Source organism: Streptomyces sp. NPDC048584 (assembly GCF_043199595.1).
GTDB lineage: Bacteria > Actinomycetota > Actinomycetes > Streptomycetales > Streptomycetaceae > Streptomyces > Streptomyces edwardsiae.
The window spans coordinates 1-26,589 of the sequence record NZ_JBICWF010000007.1 but is presented as its reverse complement, the minus strand read 5'-3'; the positions used below and the strand labels follow the sequence as shown (position 1 = coordinate 26,589).

The window sequence follows — 26,589 nt, the reverse complement described above, 5'->3', positions numbered from 1 at the left end:
CGTCGGCCGTCCCTCACCGCAGTGCGCTCCTCTTCTTCCAGTCGCTCCACGGCACGTTCCACGCGCCGAAGCCGTTCCCCTCGTCGACCACGCCCTTGGTCTCCTTGCCCGTGATCTCGAACGGGTCACCCGGCCGCACCTGCCGGTAGAACCAGGCCGCGTCCGCGTCGCTCATGCCGATACAGCCCGAACTGCGGTTGGCGTTGCCGAAGTAGCGGGCGTTCCACGGGGCGGCGTGCGCGTACATGCCCGACCAGGTCAGCCGCATCGAGTAGTCGACCATCTTGTCGTAGGCGTCGCCGAGGCCGACCGTCTCGGAGTTCATGTTGATCGTGCCCTCCTTGGCCATCAGCACGGCCGTGCCGCGCCAGGAACGCTTGTCGCCGCCGGGTGTGCCGCCGGAGACCGGGATGGTCCGTACGGTTCTGCCGTCGCGGACCAGTGCGAGCCGGTGGCGGTCGAGGTCGACCTCGACGATCTGCCGGGCGCCGACGGTGAAGGCCGTCGTGTAGTCGCGGACGAACCAGCCGCCCTCGGGGCCCGAGTCCGTGCCGTTCAGCTCGGCGTTCAAGGTCACCTTGGTGCCGGGCTTCCAGTACGACTTCGGACGCCAGTCGACCCTGTCCCTGCCCGACCAGTCGCGTATCCAGCCCCAGGAGCCCTCGGTGCCGTCCGAGGTGGTCACCTTGAGCTGTTTCTCGACCTCGGCCCGGTTCCTGACCGGGTTGTCGAAGACCAGGGAGATCGGCTGGGCCACGCCGACGGTGGTGCCGGTGCCCGGACGCCAGTCGACCTTGTTGACCTTGTCCGCCTCGACCGTGGTGAAGGAGGCCTTCGTGCTGCCGGCGGCGCCGCCCTCGTCACGGGTCGCGGCGGTGACCGTGTACGCCGTGCCGGGCGCGGTCCTCCGTTCCGAGGTCCACTTGTCGCCGCCTGGCGTGACCTTGCCGGGCAGACGGTGGCCTTCGGCGTCGGTGACGGTCACCGAGGTGAGGCGTCCGTGCGCGGCGGTGACCGTGACCGGCCGTCCCGGCGCGGCCTCCCGCCCCTCGGGGGTGACGGTGACCGTGACGGGGCGGCCGTCGGGCCGCCCGGCCGCGGTCGCGTCCGGCGCGGACGGCGACGGACCGGACGAGCAGGCGGCGAGCGGTGCCAGCAGGGCCGCGGCGACGGCGGCCCGTATCGGGGCAGGGGCGAACACACGTGTGCGATGCACAGGGACCTCCGGGACGAGGGACAACTCCGCGACGACTGGCGGACTTTCGTGACTTTAGAGCCGGAAAAGGCCTGGTCAGCCGATGCGGAGCCATGTGACCGCGGTTGGGGAGGAACGGTCATGGTCCCGTCACATTCGCCGCGCGGAGCGGTCATGCCCCGTTGTGAGCATCACCGTCGTCCCCGTTGACCAGCCGGGGAGAAGGTGAGGCTCGGACCGTGTCAGCACTCCTCGTACCGCCCGGCCGTGTGCCCCCGACCGGGAAGGGGCCCATGCGCCTCGGCCCCGTCACGCCGCAGGCCTACCGTGACTTCCTGGCGTCGCCCGCCGGCCGGGCCCTCGGCCCCGGTTTCCTGCAGTGCCCCTCCTGGGCCGACGTCAAGGAGGGCTGGCGGGCCCGGCTGCTCGGCTGGGGAACGGATGCGGATCCGGGATCGGGGACGCTGAGCGGCGCGGCACTGGTGCTGTTGCGTCAGCTCCCGGGCACCCGCCGGTACTTCGCCTACCTTCCCGAAGGGCCCGTGGCCGACTGGTCGGACCCCGACATCGACGTCTGGCTCGCTCCGCTGCTCGACCGGCTGCGCGACGCGGGTGTCTTCGCCGTACGCATCGGCCCCTCCCCCGCGTTCCGGCGCTGGGACGCCGCCGCGCTCAAGCCGCACGCCGGACCGGGCCGGCGGCTGCGGGACGTGCTCGCCAGTGAGGTCGACCCGCTCGGCACCGCCGTCGCCGAGCGGCTGCGCGCCCGGGGATGGCGCCGCTGCGGCGGTGACGGGACCGCCGAGGACGGGGACGCGCAGCCCCGCCATGTCTTCCGGGTTCCGCTGGCCGGACGCACCGCCGAGCAGTTGTGGTCCGGGCTCAACCAGGAGTGGCGGCGCAATGTGCGGCGTGCCCGGAAGGAGGGTGTGGAGGTGGTCGTGGGCAGCGCCGCCGAACTCCCCGAGTTCTACCGGCTGCTGGGCCTCACCGAACGGCGCGACGGCTTCCGGCTCGGCCGCTCCCTGGCCTACTACGAGCGTCAGTACGCGGCGCTCAACGCCGAGGAGCCGGGCCGGATGAAGCTGTACCTCGCACGTCACCGCGGTGAGATCCTCGCCGCCCACACGATGATCACGGTGGGCCGCAAGGTCTGGTACCAGACCGGGGCGTCGGCCGACCACCGCCGCGAGGTGAGGCCCTCCAACGCCCTGCAGTGGCGGATGCTGCAGGACGCCCACGCCCTCGGCGCGGACGTCTACGACATGCGCGGGGTACCCTCCACTCTCGACCCGGCCGAACGGGCGTACGGACTACTGCGGTGGAAGCTCGGTACCGGCGGACAGGTCGTCGAGACGTTGGGGGAATGGGAGAGACCGTTGGGCGGCACCGCCAACCAGACGCTGTACCGCGCCTTCCAGGCGTATCTGAGCCGCCGGTGAGCGCCATGGCTCCGACCGGTGCGGACAGTTCCGCCGCCCGGCCGGACGACACACGGTCCGCCGCCGGTACGAAGGCGGCCTCCACGGCGCGCAGCAGTGCCGTCATGGCCGCCGGGTCGATCGTCTCCCGGGGCACCGGCTTCGCCCGCTCCGCCGTGGTCGCGGCGGCGCTGGGCACCATCGGGCCCACGGCGGACGGTTACGCGGTCGGCAACTCACTGCCCACGATCGTCTACATGCTCCTCCTCGGCGGCGCGCTCAACGCCGTCTTCGTCCCCGAGCTGGTCAAGGCGGCCAAGGAACACGCGGACGGCGGCGTCGCGTACACCGACCGGCTCGTCACCGTCTGTGTGGCCGGCCTGCTGGCGATCACCGCGGCCGCGGTGTGGGCGGCTCCCGCGATCGTCGGCGCGTACACCGACTACGGGGGCCGGCAGGCCGCCATGACGACGGCGTTCGCCCGCTGCTGTCTGCCGCAGATCCTCTTCCTGGGACTGTTCACCCTGCTCGGGCAGGTCCTCAACGCACGCGGCCGGTTCGGCGCGATGATGTGGGCGCCGGTCCTCAACAACCTCGTCGTCATCGCCGTGTTCGGCCTGTACCTGGCCGTCGCGACGGGCGGCGGGGACGGCCTCACCGGGGCCGAGACGGCTCTGCTCGGCTGGGGCACCACGGCCGGTATCGCCGTCCAGACCGTCGCCCTGCTCCCGGCGCTGCGCGCGGCGGGGTTCCGCTGGCGGCCCCGCTTCGACTGGCGCGGCAGCGGCCTGACCCGCCCGCTGCGGGCGGCCTTCTGGCTGGTGCTGCTGGTGCTGGCCAACCAGGCCGCCTACTGGGTCACCACCCGGCTGGCCACGACCGCGGGCCTCGACGGCGGCCCCGGATTCAGCGCGTACAACAACGCCTATGTCCTGTGGGTCGTACCGCACGGCATCATCACGGTCTCCCTGGTGACCGCGCTGATGCCCCGGATGAGCGCGGCCGCCGCCGATGGGGACACCGCCGCCCTGCGCCGCGACGTCTCCCGGGCGTTGCGCACCTCCGCGTCCGCCGTCGTCCCCGCCGCGTGTCTGCTGCTCGCCCTCGCCCAGCCGGTGATGGCCCTGGTCTTCGGGTACGGCCGTACCAGCGCCGACGACACCGGGGCCATGGCCGCGATCCTGATGGCCTTCGCGCCCGGACTCGTCGCCATGTCGGGCCAGTACGTGCTGTCGCGCACCTTCTACGCCCTCTCCGACACCCGTACGCCGTTCCTGCTCAACCTGGTGATCGTCGTCCTCAACGCGGGCCTGTCCGTGGCGGCCGCCCAATCGCTGCCCGCCCGCTGGGCGGTGACCGGCATGGCGGCGGGGTACTCGGTGGCGCTGTGCGCGGGCTGGGCGGTGACCGCCCTGGTGCTGAGCCGGCGGCTCGCCGTCGCCCGTCCGCTGCGGTCCACCGCCGCGGGGGCGCACGCCCGGCTCGTCGTCGCCGCGGTGCCCGCCGCCGTGCTGGGCCATCTGGCGGCGCTGTACGCCGGGCGGGCCGGCGCGCTCGCGGCCGCAACCGCCGGGGCCGCTGTCGTCGTGCTCATCTTCGCCCTGCTCGCGCGGCCGCTGCGGCTCACCGAACTCGGCGCCCTGCTCTCCGGCATCCGCCGGAGAGCGGCTCGGCCCTGACCATCATTGAGGGAGAACTGCTCATGCCCCGCGTGCTCCTCATCGAGGACGACCCTTCCGTGCGCGAAGGGGTCGAGCTCGGTCTGCGCCGCCGTGGACACGAAGTACGCGCGGCGGCGACCGGTGAGGCCGGTCTCGCCGCGCTGGCCGAGTTCCGGCCCGATCTGATGCTGCTGGACCTGATGCTCCCCGGCATGAACGGGGTGCAGGTCTGCCGGCGGGTCCGGGAGCGCAGCCAGCTGCCGATCATCATGCTCACCGCGCGGGGCGACGACTTCGACGTGGTGATCGGCCTGGAGGCCGGTGCCGACGACTACATCGTCAAGCCCGCGCGTACCGAGGTGATCGAGGCCCGGATCAGTGCCGTACTGCGCCGCATCGCCCCCTCCGGCCAGGGCAGGACGGCCATCGAGGTGCACGGCGACCTGGCCGTCGACCGGGCAGGGCTGAGCGTGTCCAAGTCGGGCCGGATCGTCGCGCTGGCCCCCTCCGAGCTCAAGCTGCTGCTCCATCTGTCCGCGGCTCCCGAGCAGGTGTTCAGCAGACAGCAGTTGCTGGAACACGTGTGGGAGCACAGCTTCCACGGCGACGCCCGGCTGGTCGACGCGTGTGTCGCACGGTTGCGCGGCAAGATCGAGGACGAGGCGGGCAGCCCCCGCTACATCCAGACCCTGCGGGGCTTCGGCTACCGCTTCGGACCGCTGTGACCTCCGGTCCCGGTCGGCTGCGGCGGCTTCGGCTTCCGCGCGGCGTCCCCCGCGCCGACGGCCGGACCCGTTCGAGGGCGTTCGGGCTGCGCACCCGGCTGGTGTTCGCCTTCCTGCTGGTGGCCGCCGTCAGCGCGGGCGCCACGTCGGCGCTGACCTACCGCGACGCGCGCAACGCCCTGCTGAAGACCGCCCAGGACACCGCGGTCTCCTCGTTCCGCGACCAGGTGCAGCAGACCGGCTGGGGTCTGCCCATACAGAAGGAGGGACTGGAGGAGGTCCTGCGCGACATCGCCCGCAAGGGCAAGCCGCGTCCCTGGGTGGTCTTCGCGGAGTACGGCTCGGTCCGCGCCTCCTCCGGTGAGAACCCGGTGTCGACCGTCATCACCCCGGAACTGCGCCGGGCCGCGCACGCCCACCCCAACGGCAGCTTCGAACGGGTCGTGCGGGACGGTGTGCCGTATCTGACCATCGCCATGCCCACCCTCTTCAAGACCGGACCGGAGGGCAGACTGCCGAGCGGTCTGGTGCTCTACGCCGTCATGCGGATGACCGACGAACAGGTCAACGTGGACGCGCTGCTGCTGGCCGCCCGGGACGGCGCCCTGCCCGGTCTCGCCGTCGCTCTGATCCCCGGTCTGCTGGCCGCGCGCAGCGTGCTGCGGCCGGTGCGGGAACTGCGCAAGGCCGCCCAGAGCATGGGCAGCGGGAGGCTCGACACCCGGATCGCGGTGCGCGGCAGCGACGAACTGGCCGACCTGGCACGTACGTTCAACGAGACGGCCGGAAAACTCGAGTGTTCCGTACGCGAGTTGCGTGAGGCGGAGGCACGCGCCCGCCGCTTCGCCTCCGATGTCTCGCACGAACTGCGCACGCCGCTCGCCGGGATGCTCGCCGTCACCGAGGTTCTGGACGAGGACGCCGGCCGGCTGGACTCCGACACCGCCCGCGCGGTCCGGCTGGTCAGCGCCGAGACCGGGAAGCTCGCCGTGCTGGTCGAGGACCTGATGGAGATCTCCCGCTTCGACGCCCGCGCCGCCGAGCTCAACAGCGACGAGGTCGACCTCGCGGAGACCATCGGCAAGACGCTGCAGCACCGGCACTGGACCGACGGCCGTGTCCGCACCGAGCTGCCCTCCGGCATCCGCGCCCGGCTCGACCCGCGCCGCTTCGACATCGTGATCGCCAATCTCGTCGGCAACGCGCTGCGGCACGGCGGTACGCCCGTCACCGTGAGCCTGCGCAGTGAAGCGCGCTCGTCCGGCCCGCCCGTACTGATCGTCCAGGTCGCGGACAGCGGACCCGGCATCCGGCCGGAGGTGCTGCCGCACATCTTCGACCGGTTCTACAAGGCGGACGCCGCGCGCACCCGGTCGGCGGGCAGCGGACTGGGGCTGGCGATCACGCTGGAGAACGTACGGCTGCACGGCGGGACCGTCCGTGCCGGGAACCTTCCCGCGGGCGGCGCCGTCTTCACCGTGGAGATACCGCTTCATGTGGAAGAGGCCGACGGATGAGGCGTGCGCGGACGGGCCGGCGTACCGGCGTGGCCGCCGTCGTGTCGGCGGTGCTGCTGCTCGGCGGCTGCGGTATCCGGGAGACCGATGTGATCGAGGCAGGCGGTCCTGCCACCGTCCAGACGTTCGTCGACCACGACTACGACATGCTGCTCTTCTTCCACTCCTCCGACGGCGGCATCACTCCGGTGATCCGGTCCGTGAACTCCGGCGCCGAGTACGGTCCCGAGGGCGGGCCGATCGCCGGGCTCGACCCCGTCACCGTGGACACCGTGCCGGTGCCGACGGAGAAGGTGATTCTCGCGCTGCTGCACGGTCCCGACGAGCAGGACCGCGCGGCGGGGCTCGGTACGTCCGTGCCGCCCGCCGCCTCGGGCCGGACGATCCGGGTGGAGGAGGCCGCCGGCGACGGTGTCGAGGCCGAGGTGCCCGTCGCCGTGGACGGGCTGGACCGGACCGCGCTGCGCCAGCTGATCTGCACGATCGCCTACAGTCACGACGCCGACGGCCGGGCAACCGTAAGCTCACGGGAGTGGACGGCGCTTCGGCCTCGGGGATCTGCGGTCTCGATCCGGCCGTACGACGGTGATGCCGCCGGGCCTCGGTCCTGCCGGCTGATCCGGCACCCGACGATCAGTAGAAGTGGCGGACGAAGACGTCCGACTTGCCGTTGGTGTCGTCGGGCACGATGTCGTCGGCCGTGGACCGGAAGACCACGTCGCGTCCGCCGGCGCTGACCGCGTCGGTGCCGGCGGACGCCGGCTGGTCCGAGACGGTCTCGTCGGTGCCCGTCCGCAGGTCGCGCAGGACGAGTGACGGTCCGCCCGTGTCGCGCGGGGCGTACAGCAGGTAGCGGCCGGTGGGGTCGATGGCCACGCCGCGCGCGTCCGGCACCGGTTGCGCGGTGCCCGAGGCCACGTCGTGGACGTAGGTGTCGGAGCCCGAGAGGTAGACCACCTTGCCGCCGTCGTCGCTGAGCTGGACGAGTGCCGCCGCCACGGACTCCCCCTCGACCGGCCCGGAGACGGTGCCGTCCGTCCGGTCCCACAGGAGGACGTCTTCCGCCTGCGCGTCCTGGTAGGCGACGAAGCGGCCGTCGCCGCTGATGGACGGCCACGACGACATGGTGTGGTCGAGTTCGGCGACGATCTCCTTGGTGTGGGCGTTCAGGTCCTGGACCTCGACGCGCTGGCCTATCGGCGGCAGTTTGGAGGTGGTGACGGCATAGGCGATGTAGCGGCCGTCCGCGTTCAGGGACGGCTGACTGCAGCTGTAGGCCGAGCAGTCGAGGGAGATCTCCCTGGCCGTCGCCACCTGGTCCAGGCGAATCCGCCAGTCGTTGAACCACCGCCCAAAGTAGGCGGCGTACTCCCCGTCGTCGCTGATCACCGGAGGGTGGCTCGGGGTCAGGAACCCGAGCCCTTTGGTCTGCCCCGTCCGCTGGTCCCGGACGTACACCCGCTCGGTCGCCGTCGTGGTGTCGGCGGTGAGGTTCTTCGCCGCCGACGAGAAGACGATGTGGCGGCCGTCCGATGTGATCGAGGCGCCGGCGGAGTCGCCGTCGCCCTGGGTGCCGTCGGACGCGACGCTGATCCTCTCGACTCCGGCACCCGACGCGGTGGCGGGCGCGGCCGTCGCGGTCGTCGGCGGCACCGCCGTGACCGCGCAGACCGCGACCGCCGCGCTCAGGGCTCCCCGCCCGCGTCCGCTGACGCTCCGTCTCGCATGACCCCTCATGTTCCCCCCATAAAGGACACGGTCTCCCCCGGTTCCCCGCCGGAGGACGAGGAGCATGCAACCGCGACGGCCCCGTGCGGTCAATGGGCCCTGTGCACTCCTCACATGTCTTTCGGTCAGTCGGCGGGCCTGCCGAACCAGCGGTAGAGGTGGTCGTCCAGATCCCGCTGTTCGTCGCCGATCCAGGCGACATGGCCGTCGGGGCGCAGCAGGAGGCAGGGAACGTCCAGTGCCGCCGTGGGATCGGCGAGGTGGTCGACCCGGTCCGACCAGCCGCCCGCGGTCAGGCGTCCGGTGCGGTCGAGAAGCAGTCCGCGGCCGTGACGCAGCAGGTCGTAGAGGCGGCCGTGCGCGATGTCGAGGTCGGGCAGGCGGCGGCCGAGCAGGTCGGGGCCTTCGCCGACGTCGTAGCGGATGTCGATCGCCGTGATCTTCTCGATGAGACGGCGGTTGACCTCGTCGAAGTCCATCAGTTCGGTGAGCAGCCGGCGTACGGCCCGCGGGCCCGGTTCGGTGGAGTGCAGTTCCATCTGGGCACGGGTGTTGTCGAGCACGTCGGCGGCGACCGGATGCCGTTCGGTCTGATAGGTGTCCAGCAGGAACTCCGGTGCCCAGCCACGGACTTGGGCGGCCAGTTTCCAGCCGAGGTTGAACGCGTCCTGGACTCCCAGGTTGAGGCCCTGTCCTCCGGTGGGCGGATGGATGTGTGCCGCGTCGCCGGCCAGCAGCACGCGTCCGACCCGGTAGCGTTCGGCCAGCCGGGTGGCGTCGCCGAAGCGGGACAGCCAGCGCGGCGAGTGCACGCCGAAGTCGGTTCCGGCGACGGTGCGCAGTTCTTGCCTGAAGTCCGCGAGGGTGGGCGGTTCCGCGCGATCGCCGACCGCTGCGGCGGGGACCACGACGCTGTACGTCCGTGCGCCGGCGGGCGTGAGCCGGAACCGCCTCTCGATCCGGCCGATTTCGGTCACCTTGGCGGCGATCTCGTCCCACGGTACGCCCACTTCCATCTCGCCCATCAGCGTGTCGGCCCGCGAGGGCTCGCCGGGGAAGCCGACGCCGAGGAGTTTGCGCACCGTGCTGCGCGCGCCGTCACACCCGACGAGATACCGCGCACGCAGGTGCTCGCCGTCGGCCAGTGCGACGGTCACACCTTCGCTGTCCTGCTCGAGATCGGCCACCGCGGCACCGTGCCGGACCTCGGCGCCCAGTCGGGTCGCGTGCTCTTCGAGCAGGCGGACGACGACCGGCTGCGGCATGCCCAGCAGATAGGCGTGCGCGGAATCGAGGTCCGTGGGCGCGGGTTTGCCGATGCCGGCGAAGAATCCGCCGGCCGGCCGCTGCCGGCCGTGTTCGCGCAGGCGGTCGAGGAGTCCGCGCATGGCCATCAGCTCGAGGCTGCGGATGTGCAGACCGACGATGCGGACGTACGACGCGGGCTCGGTCGCCTTCTCCAGTACGAGTACCCGCACCTCGTGCAGCCGCAGTTCGGCGGCCAGTGTCGCGCCGGTCGGTCCGCATCCGGCGATGATCACGTCGAACATGGGGGGCACGCGTTCGGCGCCGGAGGCCGACGACCGGAGTGGGAGGGCGTCGCCGCCCATGGCGCCGTCGCGCTCGCGCGCAGGGTTCGACGACGGTTCGGCGGTGCACTTCGAGGGGTCCATGGCTGTTGCCTTTCGGGAGTGCCTTGTTGGGGAGGCACTCCCGGCGACACCTACGTCAGCCGCCGGCCATGACGGGAAGGGGGAGCACCCACATCGATACAGCGTTCATGGGTCTCACCTCCTCGGGTGGTGTCACGGTCGTGCGCAAGCTACAAGCCCGGACATCACTGCGTCCAGTCCTTTTGTCCCGCCCTGTGATCACGGCTCCGAATCTCCCCGATGACGACGTCCCAAACAGCGGCCCCGTCGCCGTGTCCCTCGGAGCCGCTCGTCCCCTCGCCGCTCAGAGGCGCTCGACCAGCGTCGCGCCGAAGGACTCGACGGCAAGGTACGGATTGAGGTGAGGATGACGGCTGGCGACGGAGAGATCCCGCCAGTGCCGTTGCAGGACGTTGGACATGTTGAAGCCGCTCGCGCCGTGCACGTCGAGCATGCGCTCGACCGCGGCCCTGCAGTCGTGACCGGCGTCCGCCAGGTCCATCTGCAGCCGCGGCTTCTCGGCTGGGGAGAGGTCGGCCGTGTCGGCGGCCCTCGCGACCGCGAGCATGGTCCTCTCGGCGCGATTCACCAGGTGGGTGGCCTCCGCCAGCCACTGCCGGGCCCCCGATGACTCGCCCATGCGGGAGTAGGCGGTCATGAACGGTTTCCTGTCCGACGCGAACATCGCCCCGGTCGCGTCGAGTGCGCCCTTGGCGGCCCCCACCACCGCACCCAGCGCCGTAATGGCGTACAGCAGGACATCCGTCACGGCGAAGGCGGGCGCCGGCGTGACGAACGCGGTGGGCACCAGTACGTCCTCGGCGATGAGGCTGTGACTGCCCGTGGCGCGCATGCCGGCCATGTTCCAGGTCCGCTCCACCGTCAGATCGCTCACCGGTATGACCGCGAACGCGGGTGTGCCCTCCACCGTGAGGGCGAGGCCGGCCCAAGCCGCGTCCTCACACCCCGAGACATTCGGCCACCGGCCGCTCACGCGCACGCCTTCGGACACTCGCCTGCCCGGACCTCCGGGAACACCCGAACCGCAGAAGAGCGCATCCGGGTCGGCGAAGATCGCCTCGCGCGCCGCCGCATCCGGGAAACTCCTCGCCGCCATGTCCTTCGCGGTCACGCACGTCCCGGCGATCCAGGCCATGGACGGGCAAGCCCGGCCCAGCTCCGTGAAGCGCCGGGCCATGCTCTCCACGTCCGCCCAGGTACCGCCATACTCCCGGGGCGTCCTCAGGGCGAAGATCCCGTCTCGGCGCAGGGCCTCCAGGCTCTCCGGGGCAGGCCGGTCGGCAGCTTCCGCCTTCTCCGCCTGGCTGGTCAGAATGTCGCTCGTCGTGTGTTCGAGGGTGTAATCGATCATGTTCAGATACAACCAACGGCTGTCGCGCCGGACCATACGCGAGCGGCACGCCTTTATACGAGCCTGAACTGCGGCGTCGCTAAAATCGTTGAGTGGACCTAGTCAGCGAGGTAGTCCGCGCCGCTCGGGTCGGTACCCCCGGGAGCCGCGTGATCAGGCAGTACGACTCCCAGGGCATTCGATTCTCCGCGTTCGAGGGCACCGGCTTCCATGTCGTGCTGCGTGGCACCTGCTGGCTCCTCTCAAAGGACCAGGACCCTGTCGGCCTGGAACCGGGCGATGTCGTGCTCGTCACCTCCGGTGCCCCCCATGGCCTGAGCCGCGTCCCCTGTGCACTGCACGACCTGCCGTCGATGGCGGTGCGCCCCGCTGCGCCGAGGCCGGGGCCGTTCGACTTCGAGTTCCTGTGCGGTGTTTACCAGTTCCGGCAGGGCCGCACCCCGCAGTACTTCCGCGCCCTGCCCGACCTGATCACGCTGTCGCCGGACTACGGCCGCTCTCCGCAGACGCGTGCACTGATCGACCTTCTCAGCGCGGATACGTCCGGGGCGGACCTGGGCGCCGCGGCGGCCCTTCCCGCGTTGCTCGACCTCATCCTGATCCACGTTCTCCGTCAGTGGCACGAGCAGCAGGGCTCTGCCGAATGGCCACGAACCGACGATCCCGAGATCGCCGCCGCCCTGCGGGAGATCCACAAGTACCCGCAGCAGAGGTGGACGGTGACCAGGCTGAGTGATGTGGTCGGGCTGCCCCGCACCGTGTTCACGCGACGCTTCACCGAAGGAGTGGGCCGGCCGCCGATGTCCTACCTCACCAGCTGGCGGCTGAGCCTCGGGGCTCGCGCGCTCCGGGAGACGGACGCGACACTTGCCACGATCGCGCGCGAGGTCGGGTACGCGACGGAGTTCGCCTTCTCCGGGGCGTTCACTCGTGAGTACGGCGTCTCACCCGGCCGTTTCCGCCGAAGCACGGCAGCCTTGATCCCTCCCGTCGCCGACTGACGCCCCCGGCGAGAAGGAGAACGTTCGGCATCCTTCGCCAGGGATGAAGATGCCCAGGTAGCTGTCAAGACCGAACGTTCTACTGTTTGGTAGGGTGGGGTGGTATGAGTCGGAGTACAGTAAGCGCCAGCACCTCCGAGGCACGAGCACGCCTCCTCGGCACGGCAACCCGGATCTTCTACACAGAGGGGATCCATTCCGTCGGCATCGACCGCATCGTCGCCGAGGCACAGGTGACCCGGGCCACGCTGTACCGCCATTTCACCGGCAAGGAAGAACTCGTCCTCGCCTACCTCGACCAGGCCGACCAGGCAATCCGCGCGCGGGTCACCGCTGCGACGGCCGGCGCCCAGTCGGCACCCGAGCAGGTCCGCGCTGTCGCCAAGTCCATCACCGAAGGTATCCGGTCCGACGGATTCCGCGGATGCGCCTTCCTCAACGCCGCCGCCGAATACTTCGACCCCGCCCACCCGATCCACCAGGCAGTCCTGGCGCACCGGCAATGGTTCCTGAACACCGTCACAGCCTTGCTGGCACAAACTGGCGAGGAGACCGCCGACGCCGCAGGCCGGCACTTCGTCATGCTCCGCGACGGCGCCATGGCGGCCGGCTGCCTCTTCGACCCCGAACTGATCTCCGAGACCTTCCTCGACGGCGTCGAGGGAATCCTCGAGGCCTGCGCCGCCCACACCTCGCAGAAGTAGCCGCTCGTCACGGGGCTTCAGGCACGGTTCCTGGGCGGGAGCCTCCACGGGCCCCTTCGGCACAGCGAAGAGGGAGCCGCCGTCCGCCGCCCGCCCGGGCACCGGGAGGCGCGGCGGCACACCGTCTGCGCTACCGCCCGGATTCGAGTGCCGCGGCCACGGCGGCCTCGGCGTGCAGCCGGGAGGTGGCGAAAACCGGGACAGGGCTGTGCTCGGGGCTGATCAGGAGCTCGATCTCGGTACAGCCGAGGATGATGCCTTGCGCGCCGGAGGCGACCAGTCTTTTGATCACCTCACCGTACGCCTCTCGGGACTCCTCCCGGATGACACCCAGACAGAGCTCTTCGTAGATCACCCGATGGACGACAGCACGGTCGTCCGCGTCGGGCACGAACACCTCGAGACCATGCCCGGCCACGCGGTCGCGGTAGAAGTCCTGTTCCATGGTGAACGCGGTCCCCAGGAGCCCCACTCGCCGCAGACCCGCGCTCCGCACCGCGGCCGCTGTCGCGTCGGCCAGGTGCAACAGCGGTATGTCGACCGCCGCCACCACGTGCTCCGCGACCTTGTGCATGGTGTTGGTGCACAGCAACAACAGGTCCGCGCCGGCGGCCTGCAAGGACCGGGCCGCGTCGGCGAGCACCTCGCCGGCGTCGTCCCACCGTCCGGCCACCTGCAGCCGCTCGATCTCGGCGAAGTCGACCGAGTACAGGACACACTTGGCCGAGTGGAGACCCCCCAGCCGCTCCCGGACCCCTTCGTTGAGCAGCCGGTAGTACTCGGCCGTCGATTCCCAGCTCATGCCGCCGATCAACCCAATGGTCTTCATCCGCCCACTTTCGCATGCCCTCCGCTGGTCGCGGAGCCGAGGGTCGGGGCAACAGCGCGTCGTACGTGACCGGCGAAGGTCCCCGTTCCGATGCCGGCGTCAGGTGTCCCCACTGAACGGCCCGGGTCCGGCCGTTCTTGAGCTCCCACATCCCCAAGGTAGAACGTTCGGTATTGACACGGAGGGCGCGAGGGCTTGACCATGGTGCGAGACAGAACGTTTGGTCTTGGGCCGGCTGCGTCGGACCGCGTGTCAGGTTCCTTGTTCCGAGGGGACCAGAGGACGATCCCGCCGGCTCCGAGAGCCCACCGGAGGAGATAGCCGTATGCCCAAGCCACCGCTGCCGCCAGAGGCTCAGGAAATGCTGCGCCGCGCGAACCCCGCCGTCATGGCCACCCTGCGCCCGGACGGCACTCCCGTCTCCACCGCCACCGGGTATCTGTGGGAGGACTGCCGCGTCCTCATCAGCCTCGACGAGAGCCGCGTACGCCTGAAACACCTGCGCCGGGACCCCCGCGCGACCCTCACCGTCTTCGATGGCGACAACTGGTACACGCACGTCACACTCATCGGCCGGGTCACCGAGATGTACCAGGACGAAGGCCTGCGGGACATCGACCGCCTGGCCCTGCACATCACGGGTGCGCCCTACCCCGACCGGGTCCGCCCACGCGTCAGCGCGTGGATGGACGTCGAGCGCTGGCACAGTTGGAGCGTGGCGAACGACGGTCCGGCCTTCACCTGACCCCGTGAGCCGGGTCCAGACGTGGTGCGGCGCCGAGACCGGGCCGTGCTAGCCGTCGGCTGATCCGGGCCGCGCGGTCGCACTCCGGTCCCCGGCATCGAAAACCACGCTGCGCGGCCACTGTCCCCAGTGTGCGCCGAGGCCATGATGCTGCGGACTGCCGGTGCGTACGAACGCGCGGATGCTGTCCGTCATCAGCTTCGACAACCGCAGGCGGCCGGGCTGGTTGCGGCTGCTGAAGGCGAAGGTGAACAGTCCCTCGTCGAAGGTGCCGAAGACGAACGGCAGGTCCATGGCGTGTGCCGCCCCGTAGACCGTGTCGAACGGGGCCGGTTCCTGGTTCCAGGCGAACTGGTAGTAGTACAGGTGCTTGTTCCCCGCCTCCCTCATGGAGTCCATCGAGTCGTGGACGATTCCGGTGAAGACGGTGTCGGTCAGCTGCCCGGCCGCCTCGTTCCACCCGCCGGGGCCGTCGGCCGGCAGGTAGCGGTCGGTGATGAAGTCGCGGACCGTGAATGCGGACGGCTTGTCCGGATCGAAGTAGTACTGGTGGGTGAAGCGTTCGTAGTCGGTCGGGCGGTAGGCGCCGATGAGGGACCCGAAGAGCTTGCCCTCCTCGAGGGTGTTGCCGGCCAGGACCGGTATGTCGCGGAACCGGCCCGTCTCGATGGCGGCGTGGTAGTCCGCGGGCAGAACGGCACCGTCCGCAAGCACCGCCGGCGGATCGCCGACGACGGCGCCACGGCGTATCTGCGCCCGGATGACATCGTCTGCGGGCATCTCCCGCAGACGGCGCACGGCATCGGACCGGTCTCCGCCCGCGCCGACGGCCTCGTCCAGGAAGGATTCGGCATAGGTGCGGGCCTGTTCGGGGGCGGCGAACTTGAGGCCACCGCTGAGCGGGACGGCCTTGTCCATCAAGCCCTTGCTCAGGGGCGACATCATCAGTGCCCAGACGTCCACGGCACCGGCGGACTCCCCCATCACCGTCACGTTCGACGCGTCGCCGCCGAAGACGGACGCGTTGCGCTCGACGAAGCGGAGCGCCTCGATCTGGTCCAGCGTCCCGAAGTTGCCCGAGTCACCGTACGGATCGCCCGTCCTGAGTTCGGGCAGCCCGAGCCAACCGAACACCCCGAGACGGTAGTTGATGGTGACCACGACGGCGTCGGCCCTGCGTGCCAGAGCGCGTCCGTCGTACATCGGGTCCGCCGAGTAGCCGACCACGTTGCTCCCACCGTGGACGAACACGATGACCGGCAGGTCCTGCTTCCTGGTGGAGGGGCGGAACACGTTGAGGGTGAGACAGTCCTCCGCGCCGACCGGCTCGCCGAGGCCGTCCCGGACGTCCAGCCCGTAGTGCGGCCCGCTCGGCGCCGGACTGAAGAGCCTGCCCTGCTGGGCGCAGCCGTCTCCGAACTCGGTGGCGTCCCTGGCGCCGGCCCACGGCCGGTGTGTCACCGGGGCCCGCCAGCGCAGCGACCCGACGGGGGGTTCCGCGTAGGGGATGCCCAGCCAGGAATGGGTTCCCGTCGACCGGCTCTGGTCGAGCCCCTTGACGCTGCCGAGGTCGGTGTGACGTACCACCGTCGCCCGGTGGGGCCCGTCCGCCGACGCCACGCCCATCGGTGCGGCCGCCAGCACCATCCCGAGAAGCGCGGCGCCGATGCGTCCGATCACCATCACTGCCTCCGTTCCGCCTCGACGCCGGGTTCCACGTGAGTACCGGCGGCCGACCTGTGGTCCTCGGCGCGCACCGTGCGCCGCAGGAGCGGAAGAAGCAGTACGCCGAGGACCGCTCCGCCGACCAGCACCGCGTGTCCGCCCGCCTCGCTGCCCCGGCCCTCGGCAAAGCCGTACAGGTAGGGTCCCGCGAACCCGCCCAGCAGCCCTACCGTGTTGATGAACGCGAGCCCCGCCGCGGCCATCAACCCGGACATCCGCGCCATCGCGACCGACCAGTACAGCGGGAGCACCCCGATGAGCAGCATCATCGCGACGTCGATCAACAGGATGCGGGCGACGGCCCCGTCCGCGAGCGTGTAGACGCCCGCGACCACCGCTGTGGCGACGGTGACGCCTGAGAGAACGTGGAGCTCACCCGCCGCCCGGCGGTGGAGCCATGGGATGGCGAGCACTCCGACGAGCGCGCCGATACCCACGCTCCCGCTCACCAGACCGATGGTGAAGGACCCTTCGACACCGAGACTTTCGACGATCGACGGGAAGTTGTACTGGATCGACACGCTGTTGATCTGGTTGGCGAAGTAGATCACCGAGAGCGCGAGGATGAACGGGCGGCCGAACGCCACCTTGGCGTTGCCCTTCAGGGTGGCGTGTGCCGGAGCCGTGCGCACGACGGCCCGCTCGTCGAGCACCGCGGCCTCCCGTGCCGAGAGCCAGGGGGCTTCGGACGGGCGGTCAGGTACCCAGCGCCACACGACGCCGCCCACCAGGATCGTGATCGCGCCCTCGATCAGGAACATCCATTGCCAGCCGAACAGACCGGCTGCGCCGTGCAGTTCCATGAGCCCGCCGCCGAGCGGACCGCCGAGGGCGAGGCCGGCGCACACGGCCAGGTAGAGGGTCCCGACCACCGTCACCCGCTGCCGCTGCGAGAACCAGATGGTGACGATGTACATGAGCGCCGGATACAAGCCGGCCTCGGCCGCTCCGAGGAGGAGGCGGACGAGATAGAAGGACAACTCGCCCTGCACGAACATCATGCAGGCGCAGAGAGCCCCCCAGGTCACGGCGATGCGGGTGATCCACCGTCGCGGTCCGACACGGTGCATGACGAGGTTGCTCGGTACTTCGAGGACCGCGTAGCTGAGGAAGAAGACGCCCGCACCGGTGCCGTAGGCCGCGGCGCTGATGCCGACGTCGGCGTCGAGCGAGGTCTTCGCCAGGCCGACGTTGGTGCGGTCCACGAATGCCATGAAGTAGACCAGGCACAGGATCGGCAGGAGGCGGAACGCGGCCTTGCGGCTGGCGACCGCGTGCACGCGGTCGGTCTCGTCCTCCATGCGGCTCTGCTGAGTCACGACGGGCCTCCGGAGGGCAGGTCCCGGACACCGCGTTCCGTCTCCGCGCGGATCACTGATACGACGCTCACGCACTCTCCCTCAGTCAGGCGCGTCTCCGCACTGCCCGATGTGGTCGCCGTCACTGTAGGGAGCGGCGAGAGGTGTCATGAGGTCAGAATCCTCCATAGTTGCCGACGTCCGGGTGGGAAGAAGAACCACCATGGATGCGGTGGCGTGGCTCGTGTCAGAGGCTCACGGCGCGCCTGAGCCTCTCCAGCCGGATCGCCAGTCGCAGTTGGAGGTCGTCAGTGGCCCGCCAGTCGTGGCCGAGGACACTCGTGACCCGGTCGAGTCGTTTGAGCAGGGTGTTCAGATGGACCTGAAGGGCGTCCGCGGTACGGCGCAGGTTGCCGTCGTTGGTGAAGTAGGTGTCCAGCGTGGCTATGAGATCGGTCGACCGCTTGACGTCGTAGTCGAGGAGGGGACCGATCGCATCGGCCACGAAGCGGTCGAGTTCGTGTCCGCGATCGACGTCGAAGGCGAGCGCGTAGAGGGCGAACCGGTCCGTCGTGGCTCCGAGGTCCGTCGCTCCGATGTGCCGGACCATCTTGGCGCAACCCGCGGCGCGCGAGAACGCCCGCCCCCAGTCGTGACCGGTGACGCGTTCGCACAGGACCAGGACGGGACGGCCGAGCTCCGCGCGGAGCCGCTGGTGGAGGGAGCGGGTGAACAGTTCCGCGTCCGCTGCGGGAGCGATCAGCGTCGCTCGGCCGAGGTGCTCCCCCGCCAGTCCCGCCTCCTGCCGGGCGAGCGCGTGCAGGTGACGGACGAGATCGCCGGCGGGGACGCCGTCGGCCTCTGCGGTGGCCACCACGTTCAGGGCGTCCAGGTCGATACCGCGCGAGCGTGCCCGCCTCCGTTGCGTCACGCTCACACTGGGGCTGGCGACGATCAGCTCGGTGAGGAGTTCGCCGCTGAGTCGCTCGGCCGCGTCGGCGGCGGCATCGTCCTTGAGGATCAGCAGTCCGACGACGTGCGTGGCGAGTTCGAGGCTGCGCACATCGAACGCGGACGGCTCCTGGCGCTGGCTCCACACCACTGTGCCCAGGAGGCTGTCCCCGGCCCGGATGGTCGCCGCACTGTGCCACAGGCCGTCCGCACCGGTTGTCGTGACCGCGCGACCCGTGCTGCGCGCGAGCCCGATCACCTCGGCGAGCGCCTCACCTCCGGGCTCCTCCTCGCGAGGTCCGCCGGTACCGCCGCGGGCCAGGAGATCGCCGCCGCGGTCGAGGACGACGATGGAGCCTCCCATCTGCTCTGCGAGCTGGCGGGCCACCACCTGGGGCTCGCCACCGGCGAGCACGAGTCCCGTCAACGCCTCGTGCACGCCCTGGGCCCGTTCCATCACGATCACCTGCTCCTCGATGGTCCGGTAGGCCGCTCGCAGTTCGGCGAGCGCGCTCCGGCTCGCCTCGTACAGCCGCGCGTTGTCCAGAGCGACCGCCGCGTGGTCGGCGAACGCGCTGAGAAGGGCGATCTCACCGGTACGGAAGGCACGAGTGGTGCGGTGGGCGGCGAAGAGGGCGCCGATCACGCGGTTCCTCACGAGGAGGGGCACTCCGAGCAGCGCGACCAGACCCTCGTTGCCGACCAGGGCGTCGAAACCGGGGTCGTGCCGCAACTCTCCCGCGGCCAGGTAGTCGCCGACCCAGTGTGCGGCACACGACTCGATCACCTTGCCGCCGAGTCCGGTGTCCGGAGGAATGTGCGCCGACCGGAACGCTGCCGAGACGGTGCCCTCGCTGGCCGTGATTCTCAGTACGCCGTCGTCGCCGAGCAAGGAGAGGTAGGTGAAGTCGGTGCCGATCAGGTCGTGCGCGTACCGGACGATGGAATCCAACACGTCGTCGACATCGCCCAGGGCGGTCAGGGACCGCGCCGTCGCGTACAGCGAAGCCAGTTCGCGCTCCCGGTCCGGGCGGATGTCGGCGTCTGCGCGCTCGTTCATGTGCCTGCGTCATCCCTCGGGTGAGGCCTCCGGGCCGAGGCCGGGGCCGGTCGTCGTCGTGCGGAGCAGTAGATCATTCATCCACCGTGAGGGCCGGAGGTGTGGTCGCTGTTCATCTCCCTGGGAGACCGGCCCGACTTCTACGGTGATCCCGACCACGTCGTCGGCACCGGGCCGGACGCCCGCCACGGCGCCCGGGCCCGCACGACACGTCACCCGGACCCGGATGGGGGGAGAACCGCTCATGGACGGGCTCATGCAGCCTCACCCGCTGACGATCGCACACCTCTTCGAGCGCGCGGAGACGCTGTTCGCGCACAAGCGCGTCATCGGCGCGGAGGGAGGGGAAACCGTCTACCGCACGTGGGCGAACCGGGTACGCCGCCTGGTCTCCGCCCTCGCCGTGCTGGACGTTCCGCCCGGCGCGAGGGTGGCGACCCTGGCGGCGAACCATCCCCGGCACCTGGAGGTCTACGTCGCGGCTCCGATCAGCAAGCGGGTCCTCCATACGCTCAACATCCGGCTCTCGGCGGACCACCTCACCTACATCGTCGAACACGCCGGTGACGACGTCGTCTTCCTCGACCGGCGACATCTGCCACTGGTCCTCGAGTGCCTCGACCGGCTGCCCGGTGTACGGCACTGGGTGGTCTTCCCCGACGGCACCGACTCCGCGTTGCCACCAGACCCCCGGTTCATCGACTACGACGAGCTGGTGAGCGCTGCCGAGCCGCAAGGGGGCTCGTTCGAGGCGACGTTCGGCGACACGGACGAGAACCTGGCGGCGGGCCTGTGCTATACGTCCGGGACGACCGGACGCCCCAAAGGTGTCCTGTACAGCCATCGATCGACCGTGCTGCACTGCCTCGGGACCATGGCGGCCGGTCTGATCGGCATCAGCGAACGGGATGTGGTCCTGCCGATCGTCCCGATGTTCCACGCGAACGCCTGGGGCCTCCCGTACGGCGCGCTGATGGCCGGAGCAGACCTGGTCCTGCCCGGCCCGTCGGCCGACCGGGACCATCTGGCCGACCTGATGGAGCGCCACCGGGTCACGCTGGCGGCCGCCGTGCCGACCGTCTGGACCGACCTCCTCCCGGGGCTCGCGGGCCGGGACCTTCGATCACTGCGGCTGCTCCTCGGCGGTGGGTCGGTGGTGACGCCGGAACTGTCCAGGGCATACGAGGACACGGTCGGGGTTCCGCTCACACATTCCTGGGGGATGACGGAGGTCAGCCCCGTCGGTGTCATCGGAGGCCTGAGCAGCCGGCATCAGGGACTGGACGCCGACGCGCGCGACGCCGTCCGGGCCGCGCAGGGCCGCCCGATCCCCCTGGTGAGCGTGCGCCTCGCCGACGTCGAGTCCGGCAAGAACGTGCCCCACGACGGAGCGTCCGTCGGCGAACTCCAGGTCGCCGGCCCCTGGGTCGCCAGGGGCTACTTCGGTGGTGAGGGAGTCGACAACTTCACCGAGGACAACTGGCTGCGCACCGGCGACCTCGCCACCGTCGACGACGACGGCTACCTGCGACTCGTCGACCGGCTGAAGGACCTCGTCAAGTCCGGTGGTGAGTGGATCTCCTCAGTCGAACTGGAGGCAGCCATCGCCACCCACCCGGACGTGGCACAGGTCGCCGTCGTCGCACGCGAGGACCCGCGTTGGGGGGAACGCCCGGTCGCGTTCGTCGTCCTGCGCGCGGGGTCGGTCCTGACCACGGATCAGCTTCGTGAACACGCCTCTCACCAGGTCGCTTCGTGGTGGGTGCCGGACGAGTTCGTCGTCCTCGAAGCTCTCCCGCTCACCGGAACGGGCAAACCGTCCAAGGAGGCATTGCGGCGGTCGCTGCGGTCGCGATGACCGCAGCACCCTCGTCTGAAGGACCGTCGGTGTGCTCACCGCACCATGGGTTTCGCGGGCCCCGGTTCGCGGTGGAACGCCCCCACGACGTCTTCCGGACCGCTGCCGCGGGTACCGCACGGTTCGACGACCGGCCGGCTTCGACACCGCTCGGTCGCCGGGTCAGGCGAACCGCAGACAGAAGGGGTGTCCTGCCGGGCTGGCATACACCCGTGAGGCCGGCTGACGGGAATCGGCGACGTCGTCGGTCGGTCGCAGCCGTCGCCCACCGGCAGCGAGCACCCTCTCGTCGGCGGTCGCGGCATCGTCCGCGGCGAGGTCGAAGTGCATCTGCTGGGCGGCGCCTTCGGGCCACCGGGGCGGTATGTGCCCCGGAGCGTACTGGATGACGATCACGGGGAAGCCGTCGATGCGCAGGAAGTGGTGTGTCGCCGTTCGTGTGATCGACCCGCCGAGCAGCCGGTGCCAGAACGAGCTCTCGCTCTCCAGGTCTGCTGCGTCCACGATCAGTGACATCAAGGTGAAGGCCATGGTGTCCCTCCTCCGTTCGGGTGTCGGGATGGTGTTCAGACCACGGGGATGATGCCGCCGTCGACCCGGAACTCAGCACCCGTGAGCCATTTGGCGCGGACCGAGGCGAGGAACGCGATCATCTCGGCGACGTCCTCGGGTTCTCCTGGACGTCCCATCGGCACCTTCAGACTGTCCACGATCTGCTGCTCGACGTCTGCGACGCCGATGCCCTGGCTGTCGGCCATCTGCTGGAGGTGGGCGGCCGCTCCCTCAGTGACGACGAACCCCGGCAGAACACACACCACGCGTACGCCGTGCTCCCCCACCGACGTCGCCAACTCGCGGCTGTACGCGTTCAACGCCGCCTTCGAGGCAGCGTAGGACGCCTCCGCGGGCTGGGGGAGGTGGCTCGCGATGGACGAGACGTGCACCACGACGCCGGACCCGCGCTCGACCATCCCGGGAACGAGGGCCCGGTCGAGACGGACCGCACAGAGCAGGTTCATCTCCAGGTCGGCGAACCAGGACGCGTCCGACCGCTTCAGGGTCGGCATGGGGCCGGTCGCGGCGCCCGCGTTGTTGACCAGGACATCGACGCCTCCGACGCTTTCCACCACTCGGCGGCCGAGCCGCGTCACCCCCTCCTCGGACCGCAGGTCGGCAGGAATGAACGTGGCCGGCAGGTCTTCCGGGGGTGCGGATCGCGAGGCCGTCAGCACGGTGGCACCGGCCGAGGAGAACCGGCGAGCCGTCGCTTCCCCGAGCCCTCTGCTACCGCCGGTCACCAGCACGCGCAGACCGGCGAACTCCTCGTGGTCGATCGTCACGGGCGTACTCCTTCAGTAAGGTGAACCCAACTCCGGAAACTGTACACGTAAACGGAGTCGGACTCACCTTATGGAGGACTGTTGCCGTCATCACGTCCGTTGCGCGCCGATGCCCGCCGTAACCGCGACGCGCTCCTGGCCGCCGCGCGCGAGGCGTTCCTCGCCGCCGACGCCGTTCACGTGGAGGAGATCGCCCGCCTGGCAGGCGTGTCCGTCGGAACTCTCTACCGCCACTTCGACACACGCGAGGCGCTCGTGGCGGAGGTGTACCGCCAGGAAGTCGCGGAGCTCTGCGCAACCGCCGACCGGCTGCTCGCACACCACGCCCCGGACGAAGCACTGCGCGCCTTCCTGCTCCTGCTCGTGGAGCACGCGGCGGTGGGCCGAGGGATGGGCGAGGCGCTGGACAGCATCATGGCGACCGATTCGCCGGTCTTCGACGACGCACGCGAGAAGATGGGCCTCGCCCTCGACGAACTCCTCTCGGCAGGCGTCGCGGCCGGTCTCATCCGTCGTGACGTGAACGGACGCGTCGTCCTGCGCGCCCTCGGCGGCATCTGCGGGATGCGCGCCAAGGGCTGGAAGGAGGACGCCGTGCGCATCGCCACGATCCTCTACGACGGACTGCGCCACGAAGCAGCGGCCCACGATCGAAGCGGCAGCGGCACATCAAGCGTGGAGCCGACCCGTTGACGGTGGCCCTGACGCGGACAATGACCTCCCACGGGCAGGCTCCGCGCCGGACTCGCCTGCCGCACGGTCCTTCGGATACGACCACGGGCCCGGTCCTCAAAGGTGAGTGCCGCGGCCCGGGAAACCTGTGGACGTGTGGACTACGACGGCCCGACGACCACAGGGCGCCTCACGTCTTCTCGGCGATCACTACTGTGGTGATCGCTCCTTGAGCGGGGTCAGCAGGATGTCCGTGGGGGTGGCGGCGAGGAGGGTGCGGTCGGGGGCCTGCTGCCAGTGCGGGTCGTCGTCGTAGGGTTCGGAGGCCACGACGGTGCCGCCGCCGGTGCGGGTGAGGTACCAGAGGGTGTCGCCCCAGGCGGTCGCGGTGATGGTGTCGCCGTTGGTGAGCAGGAGGTTGAGCCGGGCGGCCGGGGCCGCGGCGGCGACCTCGACAACCGTGTCGGCCAGGGCCTGTCCCTCGGTGTCGCCGGCGCGTAGGCGGGCGAGGACGAGGGCCCACACGAACGCGGAGTCGTTGCGTGCCTCGAGGGACAGGATGTCCGCGGGGGGCAGGGACGACACCAGCGGCGTGAGCGACCCCGGCCAGCCGGGTACGGCGCCGTTGTGGCTGAACAGCCAGGTGTCCGCCGCGAACGGCGCTGCCGCGGCTTCCGCGTCGGCGCCGGAGAGGGTGGCGTCGCGTACGGCGGCCAGGAGTGCCCGGGTGCGTACGACGCGGGTGAGGTCGGTGAAGGACAGGTCCGCCCAGATGGGCCCGGACCGCCGGTAGCGGGCCGGCACCGGATCGCCGTCCGCGTACCAGCCGGCGCCGAAGCCGTCCGCGTTGACGGTGCCGTAGCGCTGGTGGCGCGGCGCCCAGGACTGCCGGTACAGGCTGTGTGCGGGGGCCACGAGGAGCGCGCCCAGCGTCTCCTCGGGTCCCACGTAGGCGATGTGACGGCACATCAGACGTTCTCCGATCGCGCCGTGCGGAAGCCGGAGAAGATCTGCCGGCGGATCGGCAGGTCCCAGTTGCGGAAGGTGCCCCGGCAGGCGACGGCGTCCACGGCGAAGGAACCACCGCGCAGCACCTTGTGCTCGGGGCCGAAGAACACCTGCGAGTACTCCTTGTACGGGAAGGCGTTGAAGCCGGGGTACGGGGTGAAGTCGCTGGAGGTCCATTCCCATACGTCGCCGATCAGCTGCCGCACGCCGAGCGGTGACTGACCGGCGGGGTAGCTGCCGGCGGGTGCGGGGCGCAGGTGGCGCTGGCCGAGGTTGGCGTGTTCGGGGGTGGGGTCGGCGTCGCCCCAGGGGTAGCGCATCGTGCGGCCGGTGGCCGGGTCGTGGCGGGCGGCCTTCTCCCATTCCGTCTCGGTCGGCAGCCGCCGCCCGGCCCAGCGGGCGTAGGCGTCGGCCTCGTACCAGCACACGTGCAGCACCGGTTCGTGCGCGGGCACCGTCTCGGTCACCCCGAAGCGGCGCCGCAGCCACTGCCGGCCGTCCCGGCGCCAGAACAGCGGAGCGGTGAGCGAGTTGCGGCGGACGTGGGCCCAGCCGTCCGGCGTCCACCAGCGCGGGTCGTCGTAGCCGCCGTCCTCGATGAACGCCTGGTACGCGCCGTTGGTCACCGGGGTGGTGTCGATGTGGAACGGGGCCACCTCGCGCCGGTGCGCGGGCCGTTCGTTGTCCAGCGCCCACGGCTCGGTGGAGGTGCCCATGGTGAACGGGCCGCCCGGGACCAGGACCTCGGCCGGACCGGTGAACAGCCCCACCGGTTCCGGGTCCGGCGCGCTCAGCACCCGCGGGCCCTTGCGGAGCTGGTGGGTGATCAGCATGGTCTCGTCGTGCTGCTGCTCGTGCTGGGCGATCATCCCGAAGACGAAACCCGCCTCGGTCAGCCGCGTCCCGCCGAACACGGCTCCCTCCAGCACGTCCAGCGCCCGCCCCCGCACATCGGCCGCGTACCGGCGCGCCTCCCGCGGCGGCAGCAACGGCAGACTCGGCCGCCGCGCACGCGGATGCTCGAAGGCGTCGTACAACGAGTCGATCTCGGGCCGCATCGCCTCCCGCCCCGCCACGGCCCGCAACAGCCACTGCTCCTCCTGATTCCCGATATGCGCCAGGTCCCACACCAGCGGAGACATCAACGGCGAATGCTGCGCCGTCAGATCGGGCCCCTCCACACAATCGGTCAGCAGCGTGGTCCGCTCCCGCGCGGTGATCAGCGAAGCGACCGCACGCTCACGCAGGACTTCAGTGTCCACGGCCTCCACGACGGCGGTTTCCGTTGCCGTGTTGTCGGTGTGGTCGGTCATGAGCGGGTCTCCTTCCCGTGCGGGCCACGGTCGGCGCCGCCCGGCATGTCCAGCAGATCGTCGGCCGGGCAGCGGCCCCGGAGGACGTAGCGCTCCAGGAACACGGCGACGGCATCCGTGACCTCGGCCGCCGCGCCGAGGCGGGGCAGGGCGTCCAGCGCCGCCGTGAAACAGGCGGCGGCCACCTCGCGCAGTTCCGGGTCGGCGAGGCCGACCCGGGCCGCGTCCTCGTACAGGGGATTGTGCGGCGCGGGGCGGCCGTGCGTCCGCTCGGCCAGCGGCTTCACCGCCCGGTAGGCGGTCTCCGCGGCCTGCGGATCGTCGAACAGCGCCGCGACCACGGCCAGCGGCACGATCCAGCCGTCGTCACCCGGCTGCGCGTCGATCATGCGCAGCTCCAGATGACCGCGCGGACGCACCGGCGGGAACAGGGTCGTCGCGTGATAGTCGAAGTCGTCCCGGGTCGGCGGCCTCGGCGTCGGTTCGCGGATCCATTCCCGCATGCTCAGATCTTCCGGCACGTCCCAGGGGCCGTCGTCGGTGCGGACGCACATCACCGGCGAGTCCAGCACGTGCCGGGCCCAGGAGGCACGCGGGTCGGCGTCCAGCACCGGGCCGCCCGCCCGGCCGGCGCCGATCTGCATCCACCGAAGCTGCCGGGTGGAGCACCAGCCGGTGCGCCGCCCCTCGGACAGTGGGGAGTTGGCGAAGGACGCCAGCAGGACGGCGCCCAGGTGGTGCGCCAGCCACCAGCGCCGTACATGGCCGAGCGGGCCCGGCTCCTCGTACCCGGCGTCCACACACACCTGCACGG

General features: G+C 70.7%; 23 protein-coding genes. 10 read left to right on the top strand and 13 right to left on the bottom strand.

The annotated features are described in order from the left end of the window. Nucleotides 1-13 precede the first annotated feature (13 nt). Nucleotides 14-1,216 carry an Ig-like domain-containing protein gene (locus ACGFR9_RS17040; RefSeq protein WP_393208656.1) on the bottom strand — a complete coding sequence of 401 codons (1,203 nt, stop codon included), beginning with the start codon at nucleotides 1,214-1,216 and terminating at the stop codon, nucleotides 14-16. Nucleotides 1,217-1,434: 218 nt separating this feature from the next. On the opposite strand from ACGFR9_RS17040, the gene ACGFR9_RS17035 reads away from it, so the two are divergent. The 5 genes from ACGFR9_RS17035 to ACGFR9_RS17015 are packed head-to-tail and all read left to right on the top strand — an operon-like array spanning nucleotide 1,435 to nucleotide 7,256. Continuing rightward, on the top strand, nucleotides 1,435-2,637 hold the full coding sequence (locus ACGFR9_RS17035; protein WP_393208653.1) for a lipid II:glycine glycyltransferase FemX: 1,203 nt from the start codon (nucleotides 1,435-1,437) through the stop codon (nucleotides 2,635-2,637). Nucleotides 2,638-2,642: 5 nt separating this feature from the next. Beyond that, nucleotides 2,643-4,295 (top strand): murein biosynthesis integral membrane protein MurJ, encoded by a 1,653-nt coding sequence (gene murJ / locus ACGFR9_RS17030; protein ID WP_393208650.1) that lies wholly within the window; start codon nucleotides 2,643-2,645, stop codon nucleotides 4,293-4,295. A gap of 23 nt (nucleotides 4,296-4,318) precedes the next feature. Beyond that, the gene (locus tag ACGFR9_RS17025; protein ID WP_393208647.1) at nucleotides 4,319-5,002 is read left to right on the top strand and encodes a response regulator; all 684 of its coding nucleotides are present in this window, start codon (nucleotides 4,319-4,321) and stop codon (nucleotides 5,000-5,002) included. A 17-nt stretch (nucleotides 5,003-5,019) separates the two neighbouring features. Continuing rightward, nucleotides 5,020-6,519 (top strand): ATP-binding protein, encoded by a 1,500-nt coding sequence (locus ACGFR9_RS17020; RefSeq protein ID WP_393209569.1) that lies wholly within the window; start codon nucleotides 5,020-5,022, stop codon nucleotides 6,517-6,519. Continuing rightward, entirely contained in the window at nucleotides 6,516-7,256 is a 741-nt protein-coding gene (locus ACGFR9_RS17015) for a hypothetical protein (RefSeq protein ID WP_393208644.1), read from the top strand. The genes ACGFR9_RS17020 and ACGFR9_RS17015 overlap by 4 nt, the downstream gene beginning before the upstream one ends. Here ACGFR9_RS17015 and ACGFR9_RS17010 read toward each other — a convergent pair. From ACGFR9_RS17010 to ACGFR9_RS17000, 3 genes are all read right to left on the bottom strand, one after another. Continuing rightward, a complete protein-coding gene (locus ACGFR9_RS17010; RefSeq protein WP_393208641.1) occupies nucleotides 7,153-8,256 on the bottom strand; it encodes a hypothetical protein in 1,104 nt (367 codons plus the stop codon). The two genes, ACGFR9_RS17015 and ACGFR9_RS17010, sit on opposite strands and share 104 nt — an antisense overlap. A gap of 116 nt (nucleotides 8,257-8,372) precedes the next feature. Beyond that, nucleotides 8,373-9,920 carry an FAD-dependent monooxygenase gene (locus tag ACGFR9_RS17005; protein WP_393208638.1) on the bottom strand — a complete coding sequence of 516 codons (1,548 nt, stop codon included), beginning with the start codon at nucleotides 9,918-9,920 and terminating at the stop codon, nucleotides 8,373-8,375. Between the two features lie 283 nt (nucleotides 9,921-10,203). Continuing rightward, nucleotides 10,204-11,307, bottom strand: a complete 1,104-nt coding sequence (locus ACGFR9_RS17000; RefSeq protein WP_393208635.1) for an acyl-CoA dehydrogenase family protein — start codon at nucleotides 11,305-11,307, stop codon at nucleotides 10,204-10,206. A 56-nt stretch (nucleotides 11,308-11,363) separates the two neighbouring features. On the opposite strand from ACGFR9_RS17000, the gene ACGFR9_RS16995 reads away from it, so the two are divergent. Together ACGFR9_RS16995 and ACGFR9_RS16990 are read left to right on the top strand one after the other, a co-directional pair. Further along, nucleotides 11,364-12,272, top strand: a complete 909-nt coding sequence (locus ACGFR9_RS16995; protein ID WP_393208632.1) for an AraC family transcriptional regulator — start codon at nucleotides 11,364-11,366, stop codon at nucleotides 12,270-12,272. Between the two features lie 104 nt (nucleotides 12,273-12,376). Next, entirely contained in the window at nucleotides 12,377-12,976 is a 600-nt protein-coding gene (locus tag ACGFR9_RS16990; RefSeq protein ID WP_393208629.1) for a TetR/AcrR family transcriptional regulator, read from the top strand. A gap of 130 nt (nucleotides 12,977-13,106) precedes the next feature. On the opposite strand, the gene ACGFR9_RS16985 is transcribed toward ACGFR9_RS16990, so the two are convergent. Next, entirely contained in the window at nucleotides 13,107-13,805 is a 699-nt protein-coding gene (locus tag ACGFR9_RS16985; RefSeq protein ID WP_393208626.1) for an aspartate/glutamate racemase family protein, read from the bottom strand. 325 nt (nucleotides 13,806-14,130) lie between these two features. Here ACGFR9_RS16985 and ACGFR9_RS16980 point away from each other — a divergent pair, with 325 nt between their 5' ends. Beyond that, complete coding sequence (locus tag ACGFR9_RS16980; RefSeq protein WP_393208624.1) at nucleotides 14,131-14,550, top strand: PPOX class F420-dependent oxidoreductase; 420 nt, start codon at nucleotides 14,131-14,133, stop codon at nucleotides 14,548-14,550. 48 nt (nucleotides 14,551-14,598) lie between these two features. Here ACGFR9_RS16980 and ACGFR9_RS16975 read toward each other — a convergent pair whose 3' ends face one another. The 3 genes from ACGFR9_RS16975 to ACGFR9_RS16965 all read right to left on the bottom strand — a co-directional run bounded on the left by ACGFR9_RS16975 (nucleotide 14,599) and on the right by ACGFR9_RS16965 (nucleotide 19,584). Next, nucleotides 14,599-16,233, bottom strand: a complete 1,635-nt coding sequence (locus tag ACGFR9_RS16975; protein ID WP_393208621.1) for a carboxylesterase/lipase family protein — start codon at nucleotides 16,231-16,233, stop codon at nucleotides 14,599-14,601. Continuing rightward, nucleotides 16,233-17,594, bottom strand: coding sequence for an MFS transporter (locus tag ACGFR9_RS16970; RefSeq protein WP_393208618.1), 1,362 nt, complete (start codon nucleotides 17,592-17,594; stop codon nucleotides 16,233-16,235). Before ACGFR9_RS16970 ends, ACGFR9_RS16975 begins: the two co-directional genes overlap by 1 nt. A 226-nt stretch (nucleotides 17,595-17,820) precedes the next feature. Further along, entirely contained in the window at nucleotides 17,821-19,584 is a 1,764-nt protein-coding gene (locus tag ACGFR9_RS16965; protein ID WP_393208615.1) for a helix-turn-helix domain-containing protein, read from the bottom strand. A gap of 256 nt (nucleotides 19,585-19,840) precedes the next feature. Between ACGFR9_RS16965 and ACGFR9_RS16960 the strand changes: the two genes are divergently transcribed. Beyond that, a complete protein-coding gene (locus ACGFR9_RS16960) occupies nucleotides 19,841-21,442 on the top strand; it encodes a long-chain-fatty-acid--CoA ligase (protein WP_393208612.1) in 1,602 nt (533 codons plus the stop codon). A gap of 162 nt (nucleotides 21,443-21,604) precedes the next feature. Here ACGFR9_RS16960 and ACGFR9_RS16955 read toward each other — a convergent pair whose 3' ends face one another. Both ACGFR9_RS16955 and ACGFR9_RS16950 read right to left on the bottom strand, forming a co-directional pair. Then, nucleotides 21,605-21,973 (bottom strand): VOC family protein, encoded by a 369-nt coding sequence (locus ACGFR9_RS16955; RefSeq protein ID WP_393208609.1) that lies wholly within the window; start codon nucleotides 21,971-21,973, stop codon nucleotides 21,605-21,607. Between the two features lie 35 nt (nucleotides 21,974-22,008). Beyond that, entirely contained in the window at nucleotides 22,009-22,782 is a 774-nt protein-coding gene (locus tag ACGFR9_RS16950; RefSeq protein WP_393208606.1) for an SDR family oxidoreductase, read from the bottom strand. An 81-nt stretch (nucleotides 22,783-22,863) separates the two neighbouring features. Between ACGFR9_RS16950 and ACGFR9_RS16945 the strand changes: the two genes are divergently transcribed. Next, nucleotides 22,864-23,475 carry a TetR/AcrR family transcriptional regulator gene (locus ACGFR9_RS16945; RefSeq protein ID WP_393208603.1) on the top strand — a complete coding sequence of 204 codons (612 nt, stop codon included), beginning with the start codon at nucleotides 22,864-22,866 and terminating at the stop codon, nucleotides 23,473-23,475. Between the two features lie 189 nt (nucleotides 23,476-23,664). Here ACGFR9_RS16945 and egtC read toward each other — a convergent pair whose 3' ends face one another. From egtC to ACGFR9_RS16930, 3 genes are all read right to left on the bottom strand, one after another. Beyond that, nucleotides 23,665-24,423 carry an ergothioneine biosynthesis protein EgtC gene (gene egtC / locus ACGFR9_RS16940; protein WP_393208600.1) on the bottom strand — a complete coding sequence of 253 codons (759 nt, stop codon included), beginning with the start codon at nucleotides 24,421-24,423 and terminating at the stop codon, nucleotides 23,665-23,667. Then, a complete protein-coding gene (gene egtB, locus ACGFR9_RS16935) occupies nucleotides 24,423-25,775 on the bottom strand; it encodes an ergothioneine biosynthesis protein EgtB (RefSeq protein WP_393208597.1) in 1,353 nt (450 codons plus the stop codon). Before egtB ends, egtC begins: the two co-directional genes overlap by 1 nt. After that, the coding region (locus ACGFR9_RS16930) for a glutamate-cysteine ligase family protein (protein ID WP_393208594.1) at nucleotides 25,772-26,589 on the bottom strand (818 nt) is incomplete at its 5' end. The genes egtB and ACGFR9_RS16930, both read right to left, overlap by 4 nt.